22 protein-coding genes are annotated in these 23,235 nt (G+C 46.6%); 15 read left to right on the forward strand and 7 right to left on the reverse strand.

What is annotated here, in order from left to right:
* Positions 1-51: 51 nt before the first annotated feature.
* On the forward strand, positions 52-1,503 hold the full coding sequence (locus tag ACO08K_RS16890; RefSeq protein ID WP_421797585.1) for a hypothetical protein: 1,452 nt from the start codon (positions 52-54) through the stop codon (positions 1,501-1,503).
* Between the two features lie 165 nt (positions 1,504-1,668).
* Entirely contained in the window at positions 1,669-1,986 is a 318-nt protein-coding gene (locus ACO08K_RS16895; RefSeq protein ID WP_421797586.1) for a hypothetical protein, read from the forward strand.
* Positions 1,987-2,009: 23 nt separating this feature from the next.
* Here ACO08K_RS16895 and ftcD read toward each other — a convergent pair whose 3' ends face one another.
* Positions 2,010-3,026 carry a glutamate formimidoyltransferase gene (gene ftcD, locus ACO08K_RS16900; RefSeq protein WP_421797587.1) on the reverse strand — a complete coding sequence of 339 codons (1,017 nt, stop codon included), beginning with the start codon at positions 3,024-3,026 and terminating at the stop codon, positions 2,010-2,012.
* A 139-nt stretch (positions 3,027-3,165) separates the two neighbouring features.
* Between ftcD and deoC the strand changes: the two genes are divergently transcribed.
* The 9 genes from deoC (at position 3,166) to ACO08K_RS16945 (ending at position 12,056) form a co-directional block, all read left to right on the forward strand.
* Positions 3,166-3,840, forward strand: a complete 675-nt coding sequence (gene deoC / locus ACO08K_RS16905; protein ID WP_421797588.1) for a deoxyribose-phosphate aldolase — start codon at positions 3,166-3,168, stop codon at positions 3,838-3,840.
* Positions 3,841-3,913: 73 nt separating this feature from the next.
* Positions 3,914-4,321, forward strand: coding sequence for an SPOR domain-containing protein (locus ACO08K_RS16910; protein WP_421797589.1), 408 nt, complete (start codon positions 3,914-3,916; stop codon positions 4,319-4,321).
* Positions 4,322-4,334: 13 nt separating this feature from the next.
* Entirely contained in the window at positions 4,335-5,732 is a 1,398-nt protein-coding gene (rodA, locus tag ACO08K_RS16915) for a rod shape-determining protein RodA (RefSeq protein WP_421797590.1), read from the forward strand.
* A 2-nt stretch (positions 5,733-5,734) separates the two neighbouring features.
* Positions 5,735-6,868: a tRNA guanosine(34) transglycosylase Tgt gene (gene tgt, locus ACO08K_RS16920; protein ID WP_421797591.1), complete on the forward strand. Its 1,134-nt coding sequence runs from the start codon at positions 5,735-5,737 to the stop codon at positions 6,866-6,868.
* A gap of 107 nt (positions 6,869-6,975) precedes the next feature.
* Positions 6,976-8,511 carry a replicative DNA helicase gene (gene dnaB / locus ACO08K_RS16925; protein ID WP_421797592.1) on the forward strand — a complete coding sequence of 512 codons (1,536 nt, stop codon included), beginning with the start codon at positions 6,976-6,978 and terminating at the stop codon, positions 8,509-8,511.
* Between the two features lie 109 nt (positions 8,512-8,620).
* Positions 8,621-9,526 carry an ABC transporter ATP-binding protein gene (locus tag ACO08K_RS16930; RefSeq protein WP_421797593.1) on the forward strand — a complete coding sequence of 302 codons (906 nt, stop codon included), beginning with the start codon at positions 8,621-8,623 and terminating at the stop codon, positions 9,524-9,526.
* Between the two features lie 4 nt (positions 9,527-9,530).
* Positions 9,531-10,316: an ABC transporter permease gene (locus tag ACO08K_RS16935; protein ID WP_421797594.1), complete on the forward strand. Its 786-nt coding sequence runs from the start codon at positions 9,531-9,533 to the stop codon at positions 10,314-10,316.
* A gap of 1 nt (position 10,317) precedes the next feature.
* Positions 10,318-11,385: a sensor histidine kinase gene (locus ACO08K_RS16940; RefSeq protein WP_421797595.1), complete on the forward strand. Its 1,068-nt coding sequence runs from the start codon at positions 10,318-10,320 to the stop codon at positions 11,383-11,385.
* Positions 11,364-12,056: a LytR/AlgR family response regulator transcription factor gene (locus ACO08K_RS16945; RefSeq protein WP_421797596.1), complete on the forward strand. Its 693-nt coding sequence runs from the start codon at positions 11,364-11,366 to the stop codon at positions 12,054-12,056. Before ACO08K_RS16940 ends, ACO08K_RS16945 begins: the two co-directional genes overlap by 22 nt.
* A gap of 84 nt (positions 12,057-12,140) precedes the next feature.
* On the opposite strand, the gene recO is transcribed toward ACO08K_RS16945, so the two are convergent.
* Entirely contained in the window at positions 12,141-12,866 is a 726-nt protein-coding gene (gene recO, locus ACO08K_RS16950) for a DNA repair protein RecO (RefSeq protein ID WP_421797597.1), read from the reverse strand.
* Positions 12,867-13,054: 188 nt separating this feature from the next.
* Here recO and ACO08K_RS16955 point away from each other — a divergent pair, with 188 nt between their 5' ends.
* Positions 13,055-13,798 carry a hypothetical protein gene (locus ACO08K_RS16955; protein ID WP_421797598.1) on the forward strand — a complete coding sequence of 248 codons (744 nt, stop codon included), beginning with the start codon at positions 13,055-13,057 and terminating at the stop codon, positions 13,796-13,798.
* 105 nt (positions 13,799-13,903) lie between these two features.
* Here the strand turns inward: ACO08K_RS16955 and gyrB are convergent, their stop codons facing one another.
* Positions 13,904-15,868, reverse strand: coding sequence for a DNA topoisomerase (ATP-hydrolyzing) subunit B (gene gyrB / locus ACO08K_RS16960; protein ID WP_421797599.1), 1,965 nt, complete (start codon positions 15,866-15,868; stop codon positions 13,904-13,906).
* A 207-nt stretch (positions 15,869-16,075) separates the two neighbouring features.
* Here gyrB and tsaE point away from each other — a divergent pair, with 207 nt between their 5' ends.
* Both tsaE and ACO08K_RS16970 read left to right on the forward strand, forming a co-directional pair.
* On the forward strand, positions 16,076-16,504 hold the full coding sequence (tsaE, locus tag ACO08K_RS16965) for a tRNA (adenosine(37)-N6)-threonylcarbamoyltransferase complex ATPase subunit type 1 TsaE (RefSeq protein WP_421797600.1): 429 nt from the start codon (positions 16,076-16,078) through the stop codon (positions 16,502-16,504).
* 65 nt (positions 16,505-16,569) lie between these two features.
* Complete coding sequence (locus ACO08K_RS16970; RefSeq protein ID WP_421797601.1) at positions 16,570-17,814, forward strand: alanine dehydrogenase; 1,245 nt, start codon at positions 16,570-16,572, stop codon at positions 17,812-17,814.
* A 97-nt stretch (positions 17,815-17,911) separates the two neighbouring features.
* Here ACO08K_RS16970 and ACO08K_RS16975 read toward each other — a convergent pair whose 3' ends face one another.
* From ACO08K_RS16975 to ACO08K_RS16990, 4 genes are all read right to left on the reverse strand, one after another.
* Positions 17,912-18,673: a hypothetical protein gene (locus tag ACO08K_RS16975; protein WP_421797602.1), complete on the reverse strand. Its 762-nt coding sequence runs from the start codon at positions 18,671-18,673 to the stop codon at positions 17,912-17,914.
* A gap of 314 nt (positions 18,674-18,987) precedes the next feature.
* Entirely contained in the window at positions 18,988-19,425 is a 438-nt protein-coding gene (locus ACO08K_RS16980; protein ID WP_421797603.1) for a DsrE family protein, read from the reverse strand.
* Positions 19,426-19,444: 19 nt separating this feature from the next.
* Positions 19,445-21,133, reverse strand: a complete 1,689-nt coding sequence (locus ACO08K_RS16985; RefSeq protein WP_421797604.1) for a bifunctional metallophosphatase/5'-nucleotidase — start codon at positions 21,131-21,133, stop codon at positions 19,445-19,447.
* A gap of 205 nt (positions 21,134-21,338) precedes the next feature.
* A complete protein-coding gene (locus ACO08K_RS16990) occupies positions 21,339-22,403 on the reverse strand; it encodes a c-type cytochrome (RefSeq protein ID WP_421797605.1) in 1,065 nt (354 codons plus the stop codon).
* 420 nt (positions 22,404-22,823) lie between these two features.
* Here ACO08K_RS16990 and ACO08K_RS16995 point away from each other — a divergent pair, with 420 nt between their 5' ends.
* The gene (locus ACO08K_RS16995) at positions 22,824-23,156 is read left to right on the forward strand and encodes a rhodanese-like domain-containing protein (protein WP_421797606.1); all 333 of its coding nucleotides are present in this window, start codon (positions 22,824-22,826) and stop codon (positions 23,154-23,156) included.
* Positions 23,157-23,235 lie beyond the last annotated feature (79 nt).

The raw sequence follows: 23,235 nt of genomic DNA on the forward strand, positions 1-23,235 counted from the left end.
AAACAATTAAAACTTTGTAAATCAGTTTTATATTAAAATAATTATAGAAGAATGAAAAAGAACCGTTTCCTCGATTTGTACCAAAATTTCCCTGCAAAAGAACGAAAGCAATTTGTTTTGTACGTGCACTCGGTTTTTTTTAACCAAAATAAAAACCTGCAAGCCTTAATAGAAGTGATTGAGCAATGTATAAAGACCAAAAAGGCAGTAGATAAGCGAGAAGTGTATATCCTATGTTTTCCTCAAGAAGCTTACAATGAATTGAAATACAATAACCTTGTTTCTGACTTGTTGTACCTGTTTTACGATTTTTTAGCCCAAAGTCGCTACACCCGGGAAAAGGTGCTGCAAAAACAATTGCTGATTCGCACCTTGCTCGATCAGGAATGCTTGGAGCCCTGTGTCATGCACTTGGAACGTTATGCTCAACTGCAAGAGGCTCAGAGCTGGCAAGACAGCAATTATTGGTATGCTGCCTATCAACTACAGGACTTGCAGGATCAGCACTTGATGAGCCAGGAAAAAAGAACCTATACTCCTCACCTGCAATCGCGTAGTGATGCCCTGGATCGGTATTATCAACTCGAAAAAATAAAAATCGCCTGTGATATGGCCAGTCGCAGCACTGCAGTAAAGGCAAATTATCACTGTGCTTTTATTGATGACATCATCCATTGGTACCAGGATCATCCGCAGGAATTGGCCAGTTTCCCTGCTTTTCAGCTCTATCTGGCGGCTTTCAATATGTTTACGCGCAATGACGAGGGAGCTTATTTGCAACTCAAAAATTTGTTACAAACCCATCTTAAACTGATTCCACAGCAAGAGCTTCGCCTCTTGTATACCTACGTGCTCAATTTTGCAGTGTTGCGCATCAATTCTGGAGAAACCAAGTACTATCAGGAAATCCTGCTATTGTATAAACTGCTCCTGGACGAAGCAATCATTTTTAAAAATGGCACCCTCACCCAATGGACTTTTACCAACATTATTACTGCAGGTATCCGCACCAGGGATTACGAATGGACCGAACGTTTTATCGAAGATTACCAGCACTACCTGGCCCCCGATCTACGCCAAAATGTTTACACATACAATCTGGTTAATTTATATTTTGAAAAAAAAGATTACCATTCCGCTTTGCGTAAATTGCACAATGTAGAATTTACAGATGCCTTTTATCACCTTTCTGCCAAGTTGATTCAACTCAAAACTTATTATTTATTGGCCGAACATGAAGCGCTGCTGGCGCTCATCAATGCTACGCGTCGTTTTGTGCAACGCAATCGGCAATTGTCAGATTATCAAAAAAAATCCAGCCTCAATTTTTTACATATTTTACAGCGGTTGAGCCAGTTATACTATGCCGCTATGAATATTAGAGACGCGGGAAAATTTAAAAAACAATTGGAAAATGACCTCGAAGCCTTGCAACCACTAGCCAACAAACAATGGTTGGAAGAAGTATTTGAGCAAAATTTTTCATTTGCAACAAAACATTGATAACTTGTGTGCTGTAATTAGGGTCTTGTAGTTTTACTGTTTCCCGAATCAATGCAAATATCATTTTTTATATTTGTTACACATTTATATTCTTAACCATTTCTTCTTTTTCCCAAAAAGCATGACCTTTTACCAGTTTTTTCGTCACAAATAAAAAAACACGTGATGGAAGTAGGAGAAATCTACATTCAGCCAGAAGAAGGACGAGCTTTACTAGACGTGAAGAATGACAAACCACAGATAGTTAGCTTAATTGTACAGGACAAGCTGGGAAAGCCTTGTTATGAACAGCAATGGACATTGGAACTCGGCAAACATAGCCTGCAGTTCCCAATTGCCGATTTAAAAGCAGGAACCTATTTTGTATGGCTGCACTATGCAGACAAGACCAAGATGAGTTCTTTCAAAATCACCGCCAGCTCCGGAACAAAGCTGGAAACCAAAAAAAATTCTTTAGGAAGTCTTAAGTTTTTTTCTTGGTAACCTTGGATCTTGTTTTTTTCCCTCTATTTTTTAAATCGATCTTCCAAGATTCTTTGACCTCGTTCAAATCCTCCAAGTTCCCGTAGGCCCAAATGAGCTATAGTCACTTCAATCAAACGATCCGGGTCGGTTTCGTAAGGGGCGAAATATTGCCCAGCTTCCAGAAATACCCGGCGCGGTGCCAAACCAATCAACTCAGAACCAGTAACTTCAAAACCAAGCCGCTGGGCTTCCTCGCGACAAGCCTCAAAAGCGAGATGTAGTGGAGTTTGATCCAGGTCGGTGATGTTCATCGATACTTGGGCTTTGCCGTAAGCGGGCATGTACCACCCGATTGCTTTCACCCCCGGGCAGCGGCCAGGAAAGCGCTGCTTGATCCCATTCTCGTCGCGCTGAACATAGCCACTTTCCCTTACTTTTTCGGCAATGCGTTGGGCAACTTTTTGATCTTTGGTGTTCAGATTGACGTTGTAGGCGATCAAAAATTTACGGGCACCCAATACGGTAGCCCCGGCGGGGAATGGCCCTTCGGTCGGCCCGTAGTCAGGATACCATTCTGGCTGCACAATTTTGGTCGCCAAGCCCTCGTATTCGCCCTGGCGGATATGGGCCAAATTGCGTCGATGGGGCGCGGTCGCTGCGTATTCGTACAAATACACGGGAATGCTCAGTTCAGCTCCAACCCTTTGCCCCAATTGCTGGGCCAGGTTTACTACTTCTGGCATCGACAAGCCATTGATGGGGACCAGCGGGCATACGTCCGTTGCCCCAATCCGGGGGTGAGCACCCTGGTGCTGGCGCATGTCGATGACCTGTGCGGCGGTTTTGATAGCCTGAAAAGCGGCCTCAACAACTGCAAGGGGAGCACCAACAAAAGTCATCACCGTACGATTGGCATCAAACCCTGGATCAACATGCAAAAGATTTACTCCTTCCACCTGGCGGATAGAAGCAGCAATTGTTTCGATCCGTTCAGGATTGCGGCCTTCACTGAAGTTGGGTACACATTCTAACAGTGGTTGTTCATAGACTTGTTGCATATCCAGCAGGATTTGGGTGGACTCAAATTAAATGTTAAATATCTGTTTATATAAGTTAATTTGACCTATCTTTCGCCAAATTAATATTGCCCCATACCCCTACTTTAACAAATTCACCGGACAAATTATACATCCTGAAATGAACGTTGCCGCATACATCGACCACACGCTACTGAAACCGGATTCGACCCTGGACAATATTCGCCAACTCTGTGCTGAGGCGCGGGAATACGGTTTTGCCGCCGTATGTATTCCACCTTATTATGTGCACGACGCTGCGCGTTGGTTGGAAGATGCGCCCGAAAAAATTCAGGTTGCGACCGTAGTTGGCTTTCCACTTGGTTATTCCAGTACCATTGCAAAAGTAGAAGAAATCAAACGTGCCATCGATGATGGTGCGGATGAAATAGATGCTGTCATCAATTTGTGTGCAGTGAAAAATCAATTGTGGTCGCACGTGCGCAGCGATGTAGACAGCCTGATCACTGCTAGCCGTATGAAGGGCAAAAAAATTAAAATCATCCTCGAAACGGCGATGCTTACCCCTGCGGAATTGGAGCAAGCTTGTGCCGTGATGGCGGAGTTGGGACCAGATTTTGCCAAAACCTCCACTGGATTCAATGGTGGTGGCGCTACCATTGAAGTAGTAAAGCGCATGGGTGAATTGCTCCAACACAAAATCGCCATCAAAGCATCAGGGGGGATTCGCAACTTTGCCGACGCCAAGGCCATGATCGAGGCGGGGGCTACCCGGATTGGGACTTCATCGGGTGTTGCCATTGTCAAAGGAGAGACTGGCGAAGGGGCTTACTAGCCTTAGCCCCTTGGGCAAAATGAAACACTTATTTTTTTCGCCCTAAGTTTTTGTACTTTTGCAAAAAAAAGACATGCAACGCATCCTTATTGCTTTGTTCATGCTGATAATGAGCTTCGGTGCAGCGAAAGCACAGGGGCTGCAAAACATCCAAATCAAAGAAGATCCAGCCATTAGTAACTTGATGAGCCAGTATGTAGAGGGCAATAAGCAAAGACCTTACATCAATGGGTGGCGATTGCAAATTTTAGCAACTACCGACCGGCCTAAGCTGGATGAAACCTTGAACAATTTCAAAGCCCAATATCCGTTTGTACCCGTGACCTGGCTGCACGAACGGCCTTATTATTTGTTGCGGGTAGGTGCCTATCACAGCAAACTACAAGCAATGAGTTTGCAACAACTATTGAAAGGCCCCTATCCTGGATCTTACTTGGTGCAAGACAGTCAAATTAGTCCCATTGATTTCATTGGATATTAGAAGAACTTGAGTTATGCTGGGTAAATTCACCGGGACAAAAACAATCGATTGGGTTGCTTTTTCCGTTTATTTGACGCTGGTTGTCTTTGGGGTATTGATGATTTATGCCTCCACCTATATCGAGTACGAGAAGTATGGATTCATGCGCTCTTCGGTGGGTAGGCAGTTGATCTGGATGGTCATTTCGGCCGTGGCTTTTGGCGTTATCCTTACCCTTGACTGGAAAATCTGGCAGCTCCTGGCCTATCCTTTGTATACCATCTCCATGGTTTTGCTACTTGGTGTGCCATTTTTTGGTACGGAGATTCATGGTAACCGTTCCTGGTATATCATTGGGGGTATGTCATTTCAGCCTTCCGAGCTTGCCAAATTGACCGCTGCATTGGCAATGGCTTCGTTCTTGAGTACGCCCAGTACCAATTTAAAAAGTTTCCGCAGCCAGATTATTGCATTTGGGATGTTGTTGATCCCGATGGGTTTGATTTTGCTGCAAGGTGACCTTGGCTCGGCCATTGTGTTTAGTTCCTTTTTGATAGCAATGTACCGTGAAGGGTTGTCGCCCAACTATTACATTGGAGGCTTTGCGATTTTAGCCATCCTGCTTTTAGGTTTGATGTTCGACCCTGTGATCGTTTCCATTGTTATCATGAGCTTAGGTTTGTGGTACTTGAGTACCTTATACAAAGAACAAATTCTCTCTCAAAGGATCATCTCAGGCGTTTTTATTGCTGCCGTAAGCGCCTGGTGGTTTGATAAAGGATTGTATAGTTTGGCCGTGCTGGCTTCAGCATATTTGATCTGGGGTTTGATCTACGCCAGCCGCAAGGGCGTGCGAGAGGTAGGGACCGCTGCATTGGCCATTGTTTTGGCAGTTGGCATGTGCTTTTCGGCCAACTATGCGGTGTTTAAAGTACTCAAACCCCATCAGGCTGACCGGATTCTGGTGTGGTTAAAACCCGAAACTTGTGCCGATTGTAAGTCGATGTACAACTTCATGCAATCCAAAACGGCCATTACTTCGGGCGGTTTATTGGGTAAAGGGTTTTTGCAGGGCAGTATGACCCGTTACAGTTATGTGCCAGAACAACCTACCGACTTTATTTTTTGTACGGTGGGTGAGGAGCAAGGGTTTATCGGGGCGATTGGGATCATCGGGCTGTTTTTGGTCCTGATGTTGCGCTTGACGGTGATTGCTGAGCGACAGCGCTCCAATTTCGCCAGGGTATATACTTATTGCTTTGTTGGCATATTGTTCATCCACTTTTTCATCAACATCGGAATGACCATCGGGGTGACGCCCATGATCGGTATTCCTCTCCCGTTCATCAGTAGAGGTGGTTCATCTTTGTTGGCTTTTTCAGCCATGATGGCCATTGTTTTAAAGATGGACCGGGATCGTTACCGTTTATAGTTATGTTTTCATTCGACATCCAACATAAAGACCCACAATCTTCGGCGCGGGCCGGACTCATTCAAACGGCGCATGGGGCCATTCAAACCCCCATCTTTATGCCCGTGGGTACCGCAGGTACAGTTAAAGCCGTGCACCAACACGAATTGGAGCAAGAGATAAAGGCACAAATCATTCTGGGCAATACTTACCACCTTTATTTGAGGCCAGGGATCGATATTTTGCAGCAAGTAGGCGGTTTACACAAATTTAATGGCTGGAACCACCCCATCCTCACCGATAGTGGAGGGTACCAGGTGTATTCTTTGGGCAATACCCGCAAAATCAAAGAAGACGGAGTCACTTTTCGTTCCCATATCGATGGCTCACCACATTTTTTCTCCCCTGAACGGGCCATCGACATTCAACGCATCATTGGTGCCGACATCATCATGGCTTTTGATGAATGTACCCCTTACCCTTGTGAATACGGCTACGCCAAAAAGTCGATGGAAATGACGCACCGCTGGCTGGCGCGTTGTTGTGCCCGCTTTGACAGCACGGAGGGTTTGTATGGGTACGAACAAACCTTGTTCCCCATCGTACAAGGCAGCACTTACCCCGATTTGCGCATCCAATCCGCCGAGGCGATCGCTTCTTTCAACCGACCTGCCAATGCCATCGGTGGCCTTTCAGTAGGTGAGCCTGCTGAAGACATGTACGCCATGACCGAGTTGGTTTGTGGCATTTTGCCAGCCGATAAGCCACGTTACCTGATGGGTGTGGGTACTCCGGTCAATATTCTGGAGAGTATCGCCCTGGGCATCGATATGTTCGATTGTGTTTTGCCCAGCCGCAACGCCCGCCATGGCCTGCTTTACACCGCCGACGGTATCCTGAACATGCGCAATGCCAAGTGGAAAGACGATTTTTCACCCATCGATGCGAATAGTCCCTGCCACAGCAGCCGCTTTTACTCCAAAGCTTACCTGCGGCACTTGATCCACAGCAATGAAATTTTGGGGATGCAGATTGCAACGCTGCACAATTTGTCCTTTTTCTTGTGGCTGGTGGGCGAGGCACGGGCGCACATTCAGGCGGGTGATTTTAGGGAATGGAAAGAAGGAATGGTGCCGAGATTGGAGGCAAGGTTATAGTATTTTTTTGCTCAAATAATAAAAACTTTAAGTTTTCCACACACTGGTTTTTCCGCGATAAAAGCTTTAAGTTTGTCGTTTGTCCGTAAGCAGCGAATATCACCATCATGGCAGAACCCAAAGATCCATCGATCAAAAAAAATGTAGGCTTGACAGGTCGGAAACCCCGTGGAAAAAACGAGGACTTATCGACTTTTGTCTACGGCAAAGTGCCGCCACAGGCCATTCCTCTGGAAGAAGCCGTATTGGGGGCCTTGATGATTGATAAGGATGCCTTGACTGCTGTATTGGACATTCTCCAGCCCGAAAGTTTTTACCTGGATGCACATCAGTTGATTTACCGGGCCATGCTGCGTTTGTTCGAACGCTCACAACCGATTGACTTGCTTACCGTTACTGAGGAGCTCAAAAAAACGGCCCACCTTGAAGCCATTGGTGGCCCTTATTACCTGGTGGAATTGACCAACAAAGTAGCTTCTTCGGCCAACATCGAATACCACGGGCGACTCATCGCCCAAAAGTTCATCCAGCGGGAATTGATCCGGGTTTCCAACGACATCATCCGCAATGCTTACGAAGATACCACCGATGTATTTGACCTCCTGGATGATGCCGAGCAAGGGCTCTTTTCCATTGCTGAAAAAAACATGAGCCGCAGCTATGATACCATGAGTTCCCTGGCAGCCAAGACCCTCAAACAAATGGAGGAACTCAAGGGTAAGGAAGATGGTCTTACCGGGGTCCCCACAGGGTTTGTGGATTTGGACCGGATTACCTCGGGCTGGCAACCTTCTGACTTGATCATCATGGCGGCACGCCCCGGTATGGGTAAGACCTCTTTGGTACTTTCTTTGGCTAAAAATGCCGCCTTGGACTACCAAAAAGGGGTAGCCGTATTTTCCCTGGAAATGGCCTCGATCCAGTTGGCACAACGTTTGATTTCTATGGAATCGGAAGTGCCGCTCCATAAAATGCGCAACGGCCAACTCGAAGAAGACGAATGGAAGCGCCTCAAGGAGGCCATCGAGCGCATCAGCGATGCGCCTGTATACATCGACGATACACCAGGGATCAACATCTTTGAACTCCGCGCCAAATGCCGCCGGATGAAGATGCAATACGACATCCAAATGATCATCATCGACTACTTGCAGTTGATGAGTGGTGGCGGCGAAGGAAGCAAAGGGGGTAACCGCGAACAGGAAGTTTCCGCCATCTCGCGTGCGCTCAAAGGCCTGGCGAAGGAATTGAGTGTACCCGTAATCGCTCTGTCGCAGTTGAGCCGGGCGGTGGAAACGCGGGGCGGGAGTAAGCGGCCGCAGTTGTCGGACTTGAGAGAGAGCGGGAGTATTGAGCAAGATGCTGATATGGTGACATTTATATATAGACCAGAATATTATCAGATCCTCGAAGACGAACAAGGCCAATCCCTCAAAGGCATCGCCGAAATCATCATCGCCAAAAACCGCCATGGGGCCCAGGATACGGTGCGACTAAAATTCACCGGCGAATTTGCACGCTTCAGCAACCTGGACGACCCTGACTTTGGCAGTTTCCCCAGCGACGTGTTCAGCAACCCACTGCCCAGCAACATCATTACCATGCCCTCACGTTTCAACGATGAGGAGGATATTCCATTCTGATTTCACAGGATAAAACACCCATTTTGCAGACAAAGCCTCTCGATTTGCCAATCGTTTGGGTGGAGGATTTTTAGAGGCAGTATTTTTGGTTCATCACAACCAAGCAATCATGTACTGTATCGAAACCACCCACTTAAGCCACCAATTTGCCCCGGGCAAAAACATCCTGGACGACATCAATCTCCAGGTGCCTACAGGTAGCATTTACGGTTTTTTGGGTCCCAATGGCGCCGGCAAAACCACGACGCTGCGCCTGATTTTAGGCCTACTCAAAAAACAAAAAGGGGAAATCCACATCTTTGGCCAAAGCCTGGCCCAAAACCGGGTGGCCATCCTGCGCAAGTTAGGCTCGCTGATTGAGACCCCTTCCTTGTACGGGCATTTGACTGCCGCCGAAAACCTCCTGCTGCTGCAAAAAATCTACCAGTGTTCCAAAGCGCGCATCCAGGAGGTGTTGGAACTGGTCGGTTTGCCCAATACCGCCAATAAAAAAGTCAGCCAGTTTTCCCTGGGCATGAAGCAGCGCCTGAGTATTGCCATTGCTTTGCTCAACCAACCCGACTTACTCATCCTGGATGAACCCACCAATGGTCTCGACCCCAATGGCATCATCGAAATGCGCGAGTTGCTCAAACGACTCAATCAGGAACATCAAATCACCATCTTGATTTCTAGTCACCTGCTGGCCGAGATTGAAAAACTGGTTACTCATGTAGGCATCATCCACAAAGGGCAGCTCTTATTCGAAGGCACCTTGCCCGATTTGATACACAAACAGCAGGAAAGCTCTCGCGTAAGCCTTATCACCAACGACAATACCCGCTCCTTACAATTGCTTCAAAGTCTACAACCAGAAGCACAGCAACAAAATGGCAAACTCCAGTTGCCCCTGCTGCCCCCGGAGCAAATTGCCCAACTCAACCGCCACCTTGTGCAAAATGGCATCGACGTGTACCACCTGGCGGTAGAAAAAAATGATCTGGAAAGTATTTTTATGGAATTGGTAAACAACTAAAAACATGGCAACGATTCTGCTAAATAGCATTCAAAGTGAATGGATGAAAACCAAACGCAGTGCGGCATTTTGGCTGGTCCTGGTCGGTGGTATTTTTATCCCGGCAATCCTGACTTTGGTACACCTCGTTTACATCAAACGGTTGGGTAAAATTTATGAGACAACACCCTTTTGGGAAAAATGGCTCATCAACGGCTGGGAATCCATGTCGATCCTGCTTATACCCATGGGGATTGTTTTGGCCACCAGTTTAATCGCTCAATTGGAGTACAAAAACAACGCCTGGAAACAGGTACATACCACGCCCCAAAGTTTGACCATCGTTTTTTTTGCCAAGTACACCGTGGTATTGCTTTTGATGTTACAATTGTTTGTGCTGTTTGGCCTGGGTATGTATCTGGCTGGGGCCATTCCTGCCTGGTATTACGGGCATATTCAGTACCCCTCTGAGGTTTTTCCCTGGGTCAAATTCATCCAAATCAATGCTTCATTTTATGTGTTGGCCCTGCCCATTGTGGCTTTGCAGTACTTGTTGAGCATCCAGTTCAAAAACTTCATGGTATCCTTGGGTGCCGGGGTTGCACTGGTTGTTGGGGCCATCATCGCGCTTTCCTGGCGCTATGTATACCTTTTTCCATACACGTATGGAGCAATCCATTTTTTGCAATTGCAGGGTAAAATGCGTTTCAAGAGTAACATCCTCGACATCCACTATCTAGCTTTGATTTATTTCGCTGGATTCAGCCTGCTTAGTTATATTCTTTATCTTACCAAAAAAGAAAAGGGATAACATGCACAGATCAATCATCGCCTTGTTGCATGTAGGGTATTGGTTCTTGTACGGTTTGCTGTGGGCACTGATCATCCTCTTGGTGGCTGCCGCAACCCGTTCAGGAAACAATACCCCTTTACAAACCTGGCGTTTTGTCTATTTCATTAGCGCTTTTGGCACCATTCCGGCAGTTCTGGGCTTTTATACTTTTTACACCTGGCTGTTTCCACAATTTTTGCAGCGGGGAAAAATTCTAGCCTTTTTTTTGGTTGGATTTGCCGCGGCCATTGGTTGTGGGGTATTGAGTGCAGCGATCATGTCAATATTGTTTCCGGATTTTTCCTTTTTTAACGATGGACTCAATTCCGGAGGAGCAATCACGATGGCCTTGACCATCATCTCCCTTTTGAATGGCGGAGTGGGACTGGTCATCAAGGGATTCATCAGTTGGTACAACGAAACCAAACTCAAAGAAAGTTTGATGCAAAAGAACTTTGAAATGGAATTGGCCCTCGTGAAGTCTCAAATCAACCCCCATTTTTTGTTCAATACCCTCAACAACATCGATGTCCTGATCGGGAAGGATGCAGGGCGGGCCTCTACTTACCTGAACAAGTTGTCGGACATCATGCGCTTCATGTTGTATGAAACCAAAACGGAAAAAATTCCCTTGTCCAAAGAATTGGCCTACATTGAAAAATACATCGATTTGCAGCGCATCCGCACGGCTACGCCCAATTATGTGGAGTATGTGGTGGAGGGAGAGGTGCACGATCGGCTGATTGAGCCCATGTTGTTTATCCCGCTGGTGGAAAATGCCTTCAAACACTCGGCGCTACGCGAAAAGGAAAACGCGGTGAAAATTCACATTGCCATTACCGACAATCAACTTGTTTTTGACTGTACCAACAAATACAAAGAAGGTGCTCAGTACCCCCAGGAGTATGGCGGACTGGGTATTTCGTTGATCCAAAAAAGGTTGTTGTCCCTTTACCCGAAAAAACACCAGCTGGAAGTCTCAAAAAATGGCGATACTTACCATGTCAAATTAACCCTGCACCAAACATGGAAATCCGCTGCATCATAGTTGAAGACGAACCGCTGGCACTTGAACGTACCAAAGGCTATGTGCAAAAACTGCCTTTTTTGAGCCTGCTCTCCACCTTTGACAATGCTACCGATGCGCTGGTTTTTTTACAAACTGAAGTTGTTGACCTGATTTTTTTGGACATTAACCTAGGAGAAGTATCGGGTATTCGGCTTTTGGAGACTTCCAAAATTAATAGCCAGGTGGTGATCACTACGGCCTATCCGGATTATGCCATCAAGGGTTTTGACTTGAATGTATGTGATTATTTGTTGAAACCTTTCGGTTTTGAACGGTTTGTGCAGGCAGTGGATAAAGTGCGCAACAACCTGATGAAACCTGAAGCCCTGCCGGATAAAAAATTCATTTTTGTCAAAACCGAGTACCGTTTGGAAAAGGTGATGCTGGACGAGATTTTGTACATCGAGGGGATGCGCGATTACCGCTGCATCTATACCCTGAATAAACGGATCATGACTTTACAAACTTTTGGGGAGTTGGAGCGCGAAATCCCGAGCCATCAGGTTTGTCGGGTACACAAATCCTACATGGTGGCGATTGATAAAATTGAGTCTATTGAAAAAGAGGTGATTAAGATTGGGGAGAAGTATGTGCCGGTTTCGGAGACGTATAAGAAGGGGTTTTGGAGACTGATACAAGGGAAGGAGTAGTTCTGAGCTTTTTACCAAAGCTGCATTTTATTATCACAAAGAAAAAAAGAGGACACAAAGGACACAAAGTTAGATGTTGACGCCTTACCCCAACACCTCCTGCAAAATCTGATGCGAATGAATCTCTGGTAAATGCTCCAAATGCAGTCGATAATAATCCAATAATTTGCTCAACAACTGTCGCCGCTGCCCGGCAGGCAAGCGCAAAAGATGGCATTCCGTATAGTTGCTGTTCAACAGAGCATAAAAAGCCTTGCTCAGTTCCAGATCCAGGCAATAGGCAGCAGCGGGAGAATTATCAGAAAAAACACCTTCTTGAAGATCGAATACCGGGGTGTCCAAAGTCAAGTCTCCTCCCGGCATAAAACCCAGGTAAGCACTGAGCTCCACTAAAAAATGCAAATGTAAATTGGCAATGGGCTGTTGGGTTTGATCCAGAAACTGAAAAGTTTGGTACAAGAAATTAAATAATTCTGGATTCGCTTCGGCTTCACGAATGGTTTTGCGGGCGATTTCAGCCATGAACAAACCTACTGCACTCTTGCGCACATCAAAGGGGATCGCGCGGTATACAAAAGCCGACTTGATCTCTTTGATCCGGCTGAGCCCTTTGTCCTCCCGTACACCCGCTACCATATCCACCAAAGTCATGACCTGATAGATACTGGCATTCTGCTTGGATCTTTGACTCCGCACCCCATTAACAATGTAACTCTGCAAGCCTTTTGCCTCCGTGAAAATGTCGACAATCAGGCTACTTTCAGAATATTTCAGGGTGCGAAAAACAATACCACGGGTTTCGATAAGCATGCGCGGTGGATTTAGAGCAGTTGACAGCAGGAGTAAAACATCAATTTATCTCCAAATGTTAAATTTAATCTAAAGTTTCAAGAAAGTCATCGATTTCTAGTTGACACAGGCATCCTTTTGCCCATAATTTTGTCCTTGGGAGAAATAAAATTTTAAATTTTTCTACCCGACTTTAAAAACCTATTGTCATGAAAACCCTGTTCTCTGCTCTGCTGCTGACTTGTTTGTTGAACACTGCTTGGGCTGGTCCCTTAACTACCGAACAATTGCGCAGCAATTTAATTACCAATACCTGGCGGGAGACCGACGCGAATGAATGGACCGGCTTTGGATTAATGATGGAATTTAACGATAACGGAGTAGCGACTGTCATCAACAATACCCATGCCGAATGGCCTGCCATGGCCCGCTACACCTGGACGGTCGATTTGCAACGCGAAACGCCAGTCATTTCTTTCCGGGATTACACAGGAAGTACTTTTCGTTATTCCGCAGTACAAACCTTACGTGGATTGGATTTGTTGCCCTTCGATTCCGAAATGCGTACAGTGATCCACTTGAGCACCGGCAATCGGGTGAACCCTGTCCAATGGACCAAAATACAACAAACATTATTTGGTTCCTGGGAAAACACCATTGCAGCCACCGCAGCAAATAGCCAAGTGCCACAATTGCGCTTCAATCCAGATGGAACTTATGCCTTGTCTTGGGGCGTCATCAACACCTCCGCTAAAGTACGTGAAGCTGGCCGTTGGATGCTGTCCAAGTGTAGCGACTTCATCATCTTGATGCCAGAAGATAGCGATACGCTGGAATACGCAAAGGTGCGTTTGATCAGTGCCGACGAAATGGTAGTGGAACAACTGGTAGTCACCAAAGGAAGCTTGGTGGTCAATAAGGAAGTGAAGAATATGTTCTTTAATAAACTGTAGAGCCGCACGGCCGTGCGGCTCGGTTATAGGAAAATTATAAGGACGCACGGCGGAGTCTCTGTTGCTTTAAAATGAGAACAGAGACTCCGCCGTGCGTCTCTACGGTTACGCGTCTACATTCGCGTATTTCGCATTTTCCTCAATAAACTGACGACGTGGTGGTACTTCATCACCCATCAGCATCGAGAATACGCGGTCGGCTTCCATGGCGTCGTCGATGGTAACCAGGCGCAACATACGGCGCTCGGGGTCCATGGTAGTTTCCCACAACTGCTCGGCGTTCATCTCACCCAAACCCTTATAGCGTTGTACTTTTACACTGCTTTCATTGTTGCCGCCAAATTCTTCAATCGTAGCGCGGCGCTCTTCCTCATTCCAGCAGTAACGCTCATTTTTACCCTTTTTGATCAAATACAATGGTGGTGCAGCAATGTAAATGTTGCTGTTTTCAATCAAGGGCTTCATGTAGCGGAAGAAGAAGGTCAGGATCAAAGTGGTAATGTGGCTACCGTCCACGTCGGCATCCGTCATGATGACCACTTTGTGGTAGCGCAGCTTATTGATGTTGAGGACACGATCTCCATTGTCATCCTCTTCGATGCTTACGCCCAAAGCGGTGAAAATGTTTTTGATTTCCTCGTTTTCGTAAATTTTGTGCTCCATGGCCTTTTCCACGTTCAGGATTTTACCCCGTAGTGGCAAAATAGCCTGGATGTGGCGGTTGCGGCCTTGTTTGGCGGTACCACCCGCCGAGTCGCCCTCGACCAGGAAAACCTCACTTTCGTGTGGGTCCTTGGAGGAGCAGTCCGCCAATTTACCGGGCAAACCTCCCCCCGCAAGTACGTTCTTGCGCTGAACCATCTCACGGGCTTTGCGCGCAGCGTGCCGTGCGGTAGCCGCCAGGATGACCTTGTCGACAATGCGTCGGGCTTCACGTGGGTTTTCCTCTACGAAGTTTTTCAGCACGTCACCTACACATTGAGAGACGATAGAGGTAACTTCGGAGTTGCCCAATTCACCTTTGGTCTGGCCTTTGAACTGTGGTTCGGGGACTTTTACCGACACCACCGCGGTCAAACCTTCGCGGAAGTCTTCGCCAGAGATTTCTTCCTTCAGCTTTTTAAAAGCCCCGGAATCTTCCCCGTATTGCTTGAACACCCTTGCCAGAGCCGAACGGAAGCCACGCACGTGCGTACCCCCTTCCCGGGTGTGGATGTTGTTGACGTAAGAATAAATGTTCTCCTGGTAAGACTCGTTGTAGATCATGGCTACTTCCACTTCTACATCGTCCCGGCGTGTCATCACGTAGATGGGTTGTTCGATCAATGGCTTTTTCGCGCCATCCAGATACCGTACAAACTCCTGCAAACCACCTTCGGAGAAGAATGATTCACTTTTACCCGTTCTTTCATCCAACAAGCTAATGTGCAAACCCTTGTTCAGGAAAGACAATTCTTTGACCCTGCGTACCAATATCTCGTACTCGTAAATGAGGGTTTCAAAGATGGTCGCATCCGGTGTAAAGGTGATGGTGGTACCTGTTCTATCAGATTCACCAATTACTTTTACATCGCCTTGTGGTTTACCTTTGGCAAATTCCTGTACAAAAATTTTGCCTTCCCGGTGCACTTCAGCCCTCAGGTGATCAGAAAGTGCGTTAACGCAGGAAACCCCCACGCCGTGCAAACCACCTGATACCTTGTAGGTGTTTTTGTCAAATTTTCCACCAGCGTGCAACACGGTCATGACCACCTCCAATGCTGATTTTTGCAACTTGTGGTGCATGCCCGTGGGAATACCCCGGCCATTGTCCTTTACCGTAACCGAGTTATCGGTGTGTACAATCACTTCGATGTGGCTACAATGACCTGCGAGGTGCTCGTCGATAGAGTTGTCGACAACCTCCCAAACCAAGTGGTGCAATCCCTTTGTATCGGTGCTACCAATGTACATTCCAGGCCTTTTGCGGACGGCCTCTAAACCTTCGAGTGCCTGGATGTTATCCGCGCCGTAATCATCGGCGCTATTTGAATCCTGTAGATTCTCTTGCGTCTCTTTTACCATATCCATCCTGCAAAGATACGGAAAAACTACGGGATTTAGAAGAAAAAAATGAACAAAAATTCGGATTTCTACAATTTTAAATAAAAGAAAATCAATTAATTATGTGTTTTATTTATGTGTCAGATATTCTTGATTCTTTTTCATTGCTTTCTAATGGTTGAAATGAGGTGTTTAATAATTACTTATTTTTGTGCAAGACCAAAAAATAGATAGATGGAGTGGCAGATTGAAAGTTTGGCAGCGCTTCCCCACTACAGTCAAAAACTGCTGGAAAATTTTCCTGAGCGGCGGGTTTTTGCCTTTACGGGTGAAGTGGGAGCAGGAAAAACGACCTTTATTCAAAACATCTGTAAGCACCTGGGGGTTACTCAAGTAGTGAGTAGTCCCACTTTCGCGCTGGTCAATGAATACATCTACACGGAGGCATTGAGTGGTGAAACGCGTTCGGCTTATCATTTGGATTTATACCGTTTGCGCAGCATTGAAGAGGCTTTGGACATAGGGGTAGAGGACTATTTGTACAGCGACAATTACTGTTTTGTGGAATGGCCGGAAATCGTCGAACCCTTGTTGCCTGAAGATACCTTGCGGATTCATTTCGAAATGCTAAGTGATTCCCAACGAAAAATGCTAATTTTGTAAAAACAAAAGCGAGGTAAAGCCAGGCAATTATCAGCTGGGTCTCAACTCGGTTTACTTCCTGAACTATGAGTGGTGGAAAAGAAGGAAATGGCGGAACGGCCATCGCTATACCCAAGTCTTTAACAGACTTCCAATACCAGACCCAACCGGAAACGCTGGACGTACAGCAAAAGTCGGAGAAGTTGTTCATTGGTATCTCTAAAGAAAGTACGCTCCAGGAAAACCGGGTAGCGCTGGTCCCTTCTTCGGTAGCGATTCTGACCGGGTATGGCCACCGGGTAGTGGTTGAAGCTGGTGCAGGGGAGAAAGCGCATTTCACCGACCACCAGTTTTCAGAAGCCGGGGCAGAAATAGCCCATAGCAAGGAAGAGGTGTTCCGTGCCAAAATATTGTTGAAAGTAGCCCCGCCGACCCTGGCAGAAATTGAGTTGATGCACCCCAATCAGATCCTCATTTCGCCGCTCCACTTGCCGATCATTTCCGGAGAATACATCAACAAGCTTCGCCAAAAAAGGGTCATCGCCCTGGCTATGGAATACATCAAGGACGATCTGGATAACTTCCCGGTGGTGCGCACCATGAGCGAAATGGCAGGCATTCGGGCCATGTTGACAGCGGCGGAATTGTTGACCAGCACCGGCGGGGGTAAGGGTATCCTATTGGGAGGAATTTCCGGGGTGCCCAGTGCCAAAGTGGTCATTTTAGGTGCAGGGATTGTTGCTGAAAACGCAACCCGGGTAGCTTTGGGGCTTGGTGCAGAAGTGCGGATTTTTGACAACAACATCTACAAGCTCAAACGCCTGCAAAACCAGGTGGGCCGCCAATTGTATACCTCCTCTATCGACCCTTTTTACTTACGTGAAGAACTGCTTACAGCGGATGTGGCCATCGGAGCGATCCATTCCAAAAGTGGTCGTGCACCGGTAATCGTAAGTGAAGAGATGGTATCGAGGATGCGCCCAGGGGCGGTGATCGTAGATGTGAGCATCGATCAGGGTGGCTGTTTTGAAACTTCCCGGGTGACATCACTGGATAAACCGACTTTTATCGAACACGGGATCATCCATTATTGTGTGCCAAATATTGCCTCCCAGGTGCCGCGTACGGCGTCGATGGCGATTAGCAATATTCTGACTTCCATTTTGTTGCGCTCAGGTTCTACGAATAGCATTGAGCATTTGTTGTTCAGCAATCCGGGCTTGCGGCACGGGGTATACACTTACAAAGGCTGTTTGTGCAATGAATATTTGAGCGAACGTTTTCAAATCAAGTACACGAACCTGGATTTGTTGATTACGTCGCATTTTTAACTACAAAAGCACTAAGACGCAAAACCTGGATCAAAAAGACTTCGTTCTTTGAATCTTAGTGCCTTCGTGGCTAAATATATGCCTTGTAGGCATTACCTCAATGCTCCACACTATTCAAATCATACTTCTTCAACAACTCCTGGGTCTGCGCTAAAAGCACTTTCAAATCCTCTGCGTTGTTTTCTTGCTCTTCTGCTACCGGAACCAAAGCTTCATCTGCATCCATAATAGGCTCAGATCCTCCTTCATCACGCTGAAAAAAGGCCGTTTCGGCCTCCTCCTCCACTGGAGCTTCCTGCTTGGAAGATGTAATTTCGATGATATCAGGTATTTCGGCAAGGGCTTCGGGTTCGGCTGCTTCAATTGCTGCTACTGTCTCAGGCTCCGCTGCAATGGCTTCAATGCTGCTGTCTTCAGGCTCCCCTGTTAATTCCGAGGCCTCAAGTACGGCTTCTGCAGCAGCATTTTCCACTTCTTCCTGATACCCGGTATCCAATCCGTTATCAGGGCTAAGTTCTACTTCTGGTGCAAAAGCTTCTTCCAATTCTGGCTCCCCCAGCACCTCATCCAACGCAGCTTGGGCTTCGGCCTCTTCGTAGGCGTTTAGTTCTTCCAAATCCACACCATCACCACATTCGTCATAAATTTCCTGAACTTCGAGATCGATCTCAAAGCCGTCCACCGCAAAACTGTAGGACTGGCGATTGAGCAAAGGATTGTCTACAATGGGCACACTCAGCACCGACTCGCGGCTACCGGGGATTTGTACGACTACTTCGTAGGGCAATACGGAGAAAGATACCCCCGTTGCGTCTTCTGTGGTGTTGCCACCACGTACGGTTACATTCACTACTTTCATTGCTGAAAAATTATTATAGTATTGGGAAAAATGACAAAGGCGCGAAGAGACATGCGCTTGGTAGTGGAGATAACTTGAATTCGGCTCTTGGTGGAATTGATGGCTAAGATAGTCAAATAAGGAATATCCCTAATTTTTAAGCGGCGTAATTTGAGTGAAAAAAGAACCAGCGTCGGGCTTTTGACAAGAGCTAAAATATTCGTCGAAGAAGTAGGCTAAAATGAAACCTATGGCACTAAAAATCGTAGAGAGCTGTTTGTTGACTGCGCACATACTTTTGTTGGACGTTAAAAGCATGTGCGCAGCCTCCAATATCAAAACCCTGCTTTCAAGTAGCTCCAGCCCAGGCGTTGCTTATTGGCAATCTCCAGTGCCCCCGAGCGCACGAAGTCGGCTTCTGGCACCACGGCATCCTTGGATACATTCCGTTCTTTGAGGGAAAATTCGCAAGCTACAAAGCTGATGCCTTTGGCGGCCTGTTCTTTGATCTGTTTTTGGATGACACAGCGTTCGGTAACCAGCATGTACAATCCCGGGCCATGACAGACTACTTCGATAGGCGTGTTGGGTGCTACGGAGCGGATGTTGTTCAGCTGTTTCATCAAGGCTTTATGCGCTACGGTATCCTGAGTCACTACTTGAAACACAATTTTATTGTCTTGGTAACCCTCGTCGCTGAGGGTTTGGTGGTTTTGCGCCTGTACAAATTGTAAGGCAGGCAGTAATAGCAGGAGCAAGCATATTTTTTTCATCAACACGGTATTTATTTCTTTAGGTAAATTGATAATCCACACCACTGACCTGAGTCAAGAGGGTTTGGGGGGCATCCAATATTTTTGCATTCAGTGGCGGCGTCGGCGTTACTGGCGAATGTTTGCTGAGGTACTCCCGCATGACCGAATGCAAGGTGTAAGGCGTATTTTGAGCGTCTACCACATTCCTGATGCGGCAAAGCATGTCCATGGGGTCTCCTTCCCGCTCGCAGGCGCAAATGCTGTACATCTTATTCAAATCCAGTGGCTTGTCGCCGATCTCCACCGTCTGAACCCGTTTGCCTTTGTCCGCAAAAGCATTGAAAGAGATTTCCATCCCTTTAAATTTAATCAACCAACCACCGAAACGCTGGGAAGCATCTTTGGCAAAAACATTGTTCAGCTCACTCTCCAGCCAATTGATGATTTGTTGCCCACTCACCTTTGCGGTGCGCACCGTACTATCTACGGGGAGCATATCATAAATGTAGCCATTGGTGATCGGGATATTTCCCGTTTGGTCAGGTGTAGCCCGGGGCGGGCAAAAGCGGAATCCATTCGACAACACCACATCTACCTCTGGCAATTTCCACTTCAAGGAATCGAGTACCATGGTATCGATAGGATTTTCCACCACAAAATACCGGTAGAGTGGAATGGTACTGTAGCCCACCACTTTATAAATATCATCATAAAAAGGCTGCTCATTGGCTTTTACCAAGGCGTTCATTTCTTTATCCGCCTTGTACTTGTTGGCATCAACCTCATCCAGGCTGTATTGATCCGCAATCACTTTTCCATTTTGGATCGTGAGTTCCAACCTGCCAACAAAGGAGCCAAAAGCACCTGGTTCCACCACTTTTGAGTACTTGCACTGGATGGGCTTGCGCACCCGTTCGTGAGTGTCACCCCCCAGGATGTAGTCGACACCCTCACATTCTGGCTTGTTGGCCAGCGCAATCTGCTGTGAGAGCCCCAGATGTGCAATGATGAGCACATAAGCGCATTGCTCCTGATTGCGCAACACGTCTACGTAGTGAGCCAGGTTTTCTTCAGGTTGCGTATAAAGGATCCCTTTGCTGTAGATCGGCGACTGGCGCAAGGGAACGAGGGGGTCGGTATACCCCAAAAAGCCTATTTTTACCCCCGCCACATTCCAGATATGATAGGGTTGAAAAATCAGTTCACCCTTTTTTTTGTCGCCGAGGTCGTGGTACATATTGGCGCAAACCTTGGGTGCATTGAGCGAGCCCAGCAGCGTTTGCATCATTTTTTTATGGTAAATCACCTCCCAGTTTCCTGGCAGATACAGGTCGTATTCCAACTGGTTCAAAATGGGAACCATTGCTTTTCCGGTCGTTTTGATGGACAGCTCACTGCCCTGAAACATGTCGCCCGTATCCAACACAAAGGTGTAGGAGTTCTTCTTGCGCTCTTTTTTCAGGTAAGTTGCCAATTGGGCATAACCACCAGTTTTGCGAAAAGTGATCTGGTTGTTTTCCCAAAACAACTCATCGTGTGGATGTACCTGACAGTGCACATCGGTGGTTTGCAGGATGCTGATGGTGAACGGTTTATCGGCTTCGGGCAAGTCGCTTTTTGTAGATTCTGCTGCCTGAACAGCAATTGGCGTGGCCCCAATCAAGCCCGCCCCCGCGCTCAAGGCACCTACTTGCCGTAAAAATTTTCTTCTGCTTTGCTCCAACATAATGCGGTTGATTGTAGACCCTGCCTCGTCTGGAGGGCATTTAGGGTTGCGTTAAAAAATGATTATTTGGTTTTACCTGGCTTAGGCTGAGCTGCCGCTTTGTATGACGCAAAAAATTACTTCCCGATTTTTTTAGAGGGTTTTGAATAGGAAGCTCACTTGAAATGAAGCGTTCGACTTCCTATTCAAAACCCAAATCGGGAAGTTAATTTTTCTGCTTTAATATGGGTTGAAAAGGCCCAAATTTGTGTTGCTGTTCTGAAAATCCATCCGTGTAAGGGCCAAAAGGATGATCAACGGGCTTTTTGGAAATATCCGGCCAGTCTTGCGGCACATCTTTGTGGGGGCGACTTTGGGAGTTGACAAAGGCGGCCACATCCCAGGCTTCTTCGTCGCTCAACTGGGCTGAGGTGTGACTCACTCCAAGCGGCATGTTGTACTTGGCGTATTTGGCAAAATTGCTAACGCGGTACAATCCGGCCCCGTCGTTGTAGCTGTTTTTTCCCCACAAGGGCGGGTATACGTATTCGTTACGGGGCGTATTTTTCAGACCAGCGCCGTTGGCCTGATGGCAGCTTTGACATTTGTCGACATAGACCAGCTTGCCTTTGGCCGGGTCAGCAGCCCGATCGAGAAAAGAAAGTTCTTTGAGCCCCGAGCCTTCTGCTTTTTCACCTTTGGGGACTTCTTTGCCCAAAAATTCAATATAGGCTTTGATGGCTTGCATCTCCTTACCGAGCGTGTCGAGTTCCATGCCATTGAGGCTGCGTTGAAAGCAGTCGTTCACCCGTTTGTAAATGTTTTCGACACTACCACTTCTGGCACGCATCTTTGGGTAGGTAGAGGCGACCGAGCCATAGTTGTTGCCAAAAACTTTGGTGCCCGCATCCAGGTGACAGTTTTGGCAGTTCATGCCATTGCTCATGGCTTTGACTGAACCTTTTGGCCCCAAGTATCTGGCAGTATGGGCAATCAGTTGTCGACCATAATTGACCTGTTCACGCTGTTTAGAGTCGCTGATTTCACTCAATTTGGGCGCAGTCCAAAAGGTACTGCTTGCAGCACTGGCCAATACAAGTTTCTCATCAGGCATTTCCACCTTTGGGTTAGGAGTGGTCACCCGATCAAAAAAAGTCATCAGATCATCGTTAAACACAAAAACCAGGGTCATTAAAATCATGCCTACAAATAGGATGGATACAGCATTGGTCAAAAGCTGGATGGTTTGTAACATCCCTCGGTCGAATGAATCTTTTCCTTCGTTTTTCATAAAACCATTTTGTGCGATCAAAAATTCAGTAGGGCGATAAAAAATAAGTGCTCATTTTGCCAAAGGATTAGATGAGTAAGCGATTCATTTTAAGTGCCTTATCTAATTCTTGGCTCAAGAAAAATGAGCACTTATTTTTGCCCCACTACTAGGAGCTGCATGGCGTGTACAGCGCTTTTTTTTAAGCAGTAGGTTTGTTTGGGTCAAAAGAGGTGGATGAAATTTTTGTTAAAAGTATTCGCTTGGGCTTGAAAGAAATGTGACGCTGGTCACAAAGAGCTGAAATTTTATTTTGAATAAACCTTAATCTACAAAATAGCGCTGGCGATTTTTTTTGCAAAGTGATCTGTTTCACAGAACAGCTTGTCAAAGCCTCCGAGTTTTGTACCATTAGTTGAACACCATCAAAAATTGACCACAATGAGTCTTTTTCAATCTCTTTTTGGTACAGCGAACAGCAAGTACCAAAATATTAAAGCCGAGGAGTTTTTAAAAATTGCCGAAAATACTACGGATGCGATAATCCTGGACGTACGTACACCTGCAGAAGTTGCTGGTGGAAAACTGCCTGGTTCAATGAACATTGACATTTTTTCGCGCAGTTTTCTGGCCAATATCGATAAGCTGGACAAAGAGAAAACTTATCTCGTTTATTGCCGCAGTGGCAATCGGAGTGGGCAGGCCTGCAACATTATGGCAGGGCGTGGATTTACCAAGTTGTACAATTTGTCGGGTGGGATAACTGGCATGTAGGTATCACAAGATTTGGTTGGGTTTTATTTTCAAAGATTGGCTCGGAGTTTTATTTCAATTCCGGGCTTATTTTTTATGA

Origin of the sequence: Haliscomenobacter sp. (assembly GCF_965225875.1) — a bacterium.
Classification (GTDB): Bacteria; Bacteroidota; Bacteroidia; order Chitinophagales; family Saprospiraceae; genus Haliscomenobacter.

What these genes read in the sequence shown, in the direction of transcription:
- ACO08K_RS16895 (WP_421797586.1), top strand. Translation starts at nt 1,669, where the DNA reads ATGGAAGTAGGAGAAATCTACATTCAGCCAGAAGAAGGACGAGCTTTA.
- ACO08K_RS16940 (WP_421797595.1), top strand. Translation starts at nt 10,318, where the DNA reads ATGCACAGATCAATCATCGCCTTGTTGCATGTAGGGTATTGGTTCTTG.
- ACO08K_RS16935 (WP_421797594.1), top strand. Translation starts at nt 9,531, where the DNA reads ATGGCAACGATTCTGCTAAATAGCATTCAAAGTGAATGGATGAAAACC.
- ftcD (WP_421797587.1), bottom strand. Translation starts at nt 3,026, where the DNA reads ATGCAACAAGTCTATGAACAACCACTGTTAGAATGTGTACCCAACTTC.
- deoC (WP_421797588.1), top strand. Translation starts at nt 3,166, where the DNA reads ATGAACGTTGCCGCATACATCGACCACACGCTACTGAAACCGGATTCG.
- ACO08K_RS16970 (WP_421797601.1), top strand. Translation starts at nt 16,570, where the DNA reads ATGAGTGGTGGAAAAGAAGGAAATGGCGGAACGGCCATCGCTATACCC.
- ACO08K_RS16975 (WP_421797602.1), bottom strand. Translation starts at nt 18,673, where the DNA reads ATGAAAGTAGTGAATGTAACCGTACGTGGTGGCAACACCACAGAAGAC.
- tsaE (WP_421797600.1), top strand. Translation starts at nt 16,076, where the DNA reads ATGGAGTGGCAGATTGAAAGTTTGGCAGCGCTTCCCCACTACAGTCAA.
- recO (WP_421797597.1), bottom strand. Translation starts at nt 12,866, where the DNA reads ATGCTTATCGAAACCCGTGGTATTGTTTTTCGCACCCTGAAATATTCT.
- ACO08K_RS16890 (WP_421797585.1), top strand. Translation starts at nt 52, where the DNA reads ATGAAAAAGAACCGTTTCCTCGATTTGTACCAAAATTTCCCTGCAAAA.
- ACO08K_RS16910 (WP_421797589.1), top strand. Translation starts at nt 3,914, where the DNA reads ATGCAACGCATCCTTATTGCTTTGTTCATGCTGATAATGAGCTTCGGT.
- ACO08K_RS16980 (WP_421797603.1), bottom strand. Translation starts at nt 19,425, where the DNA reads ATGAAAAAAATATGCTTGCTCCTGCTATTACTGCCTGCCTTACAATTT.
- ACO08K_RS16985 (WP_421797604.1), bottom strand. Translation starts at nt 21,133, where the DNA reads ATGTTGGAGCAAAGCAGAAGAAAATTTTTACGGCAAGTAGGTGCCTTG.
- dnaB (WP_421797592.1), top strand. Translation starts at nt 6,976, where the DNA reads ATGGCAGAACCCAAAGATCCATCGATCAAAAAAAATGTAGGCTTGACA.
- rodA (WP_421797590.1), top strand. Translation starts at nt 4,335, where the DNA reads ATGCTGGGTAAATTCACCGGGACAAAAACAATCGATTGGGTTGCTTTT.
- tgt (WP_421797591.1), top strand. Translation starts at nt 5,735, where the DNA reads ATGTTTTCATTCGACATCCAACATAAAGACCCACAATCTTCGGCGCGG.
- ACO08K_RS16990 (WP_421797605.1), bottom strand. Translation starts at nt 22,403, where the DNA reads ATGAAAAACGAAGGAAAAGATTCATTCGACCGAGGGATGTTACAAACC.
- ACO08K_RS16945 (WP_421797596.1), top strand. Translation starts at nt 11,364, where the DNA reads ATGGAAATCCGCTGCATCATAGTTGAAGACGAACCGCTGGCACTTGAA.
- ACO08K_RS16995 (WP_421797606.1), top strand. Translation starts at nt 22,824, where the DNA reads ATGAGTCTTTTTCAATCTCTTTTTGGTACAGCGAACAGCAAGTACCAA.
- ACO08K_RS16930 (WP_421797593.1), top strand. Translation starts at nt 8,621, where the DNA reads ATGTACTGTATCGAAACCACCCACTTAAGCCACCAATTTGCCCCGGGC.
- gyrB (WP_421797599.1), bottom strand. Translation starts at nt 15,868, where the DNA reads ATGGATATGGTAAAAGAGACGCAAGAGAATCTACAGGATTCAAATAGC.
- ACO08K_RS16955 (WP_421797598.1), top strand. Translation starts at nt 13,055, where the DNA reads ATGAAAACCCTGTTCTCTGCTCTGCTGCTGACTTGTTTGTTGAACACT.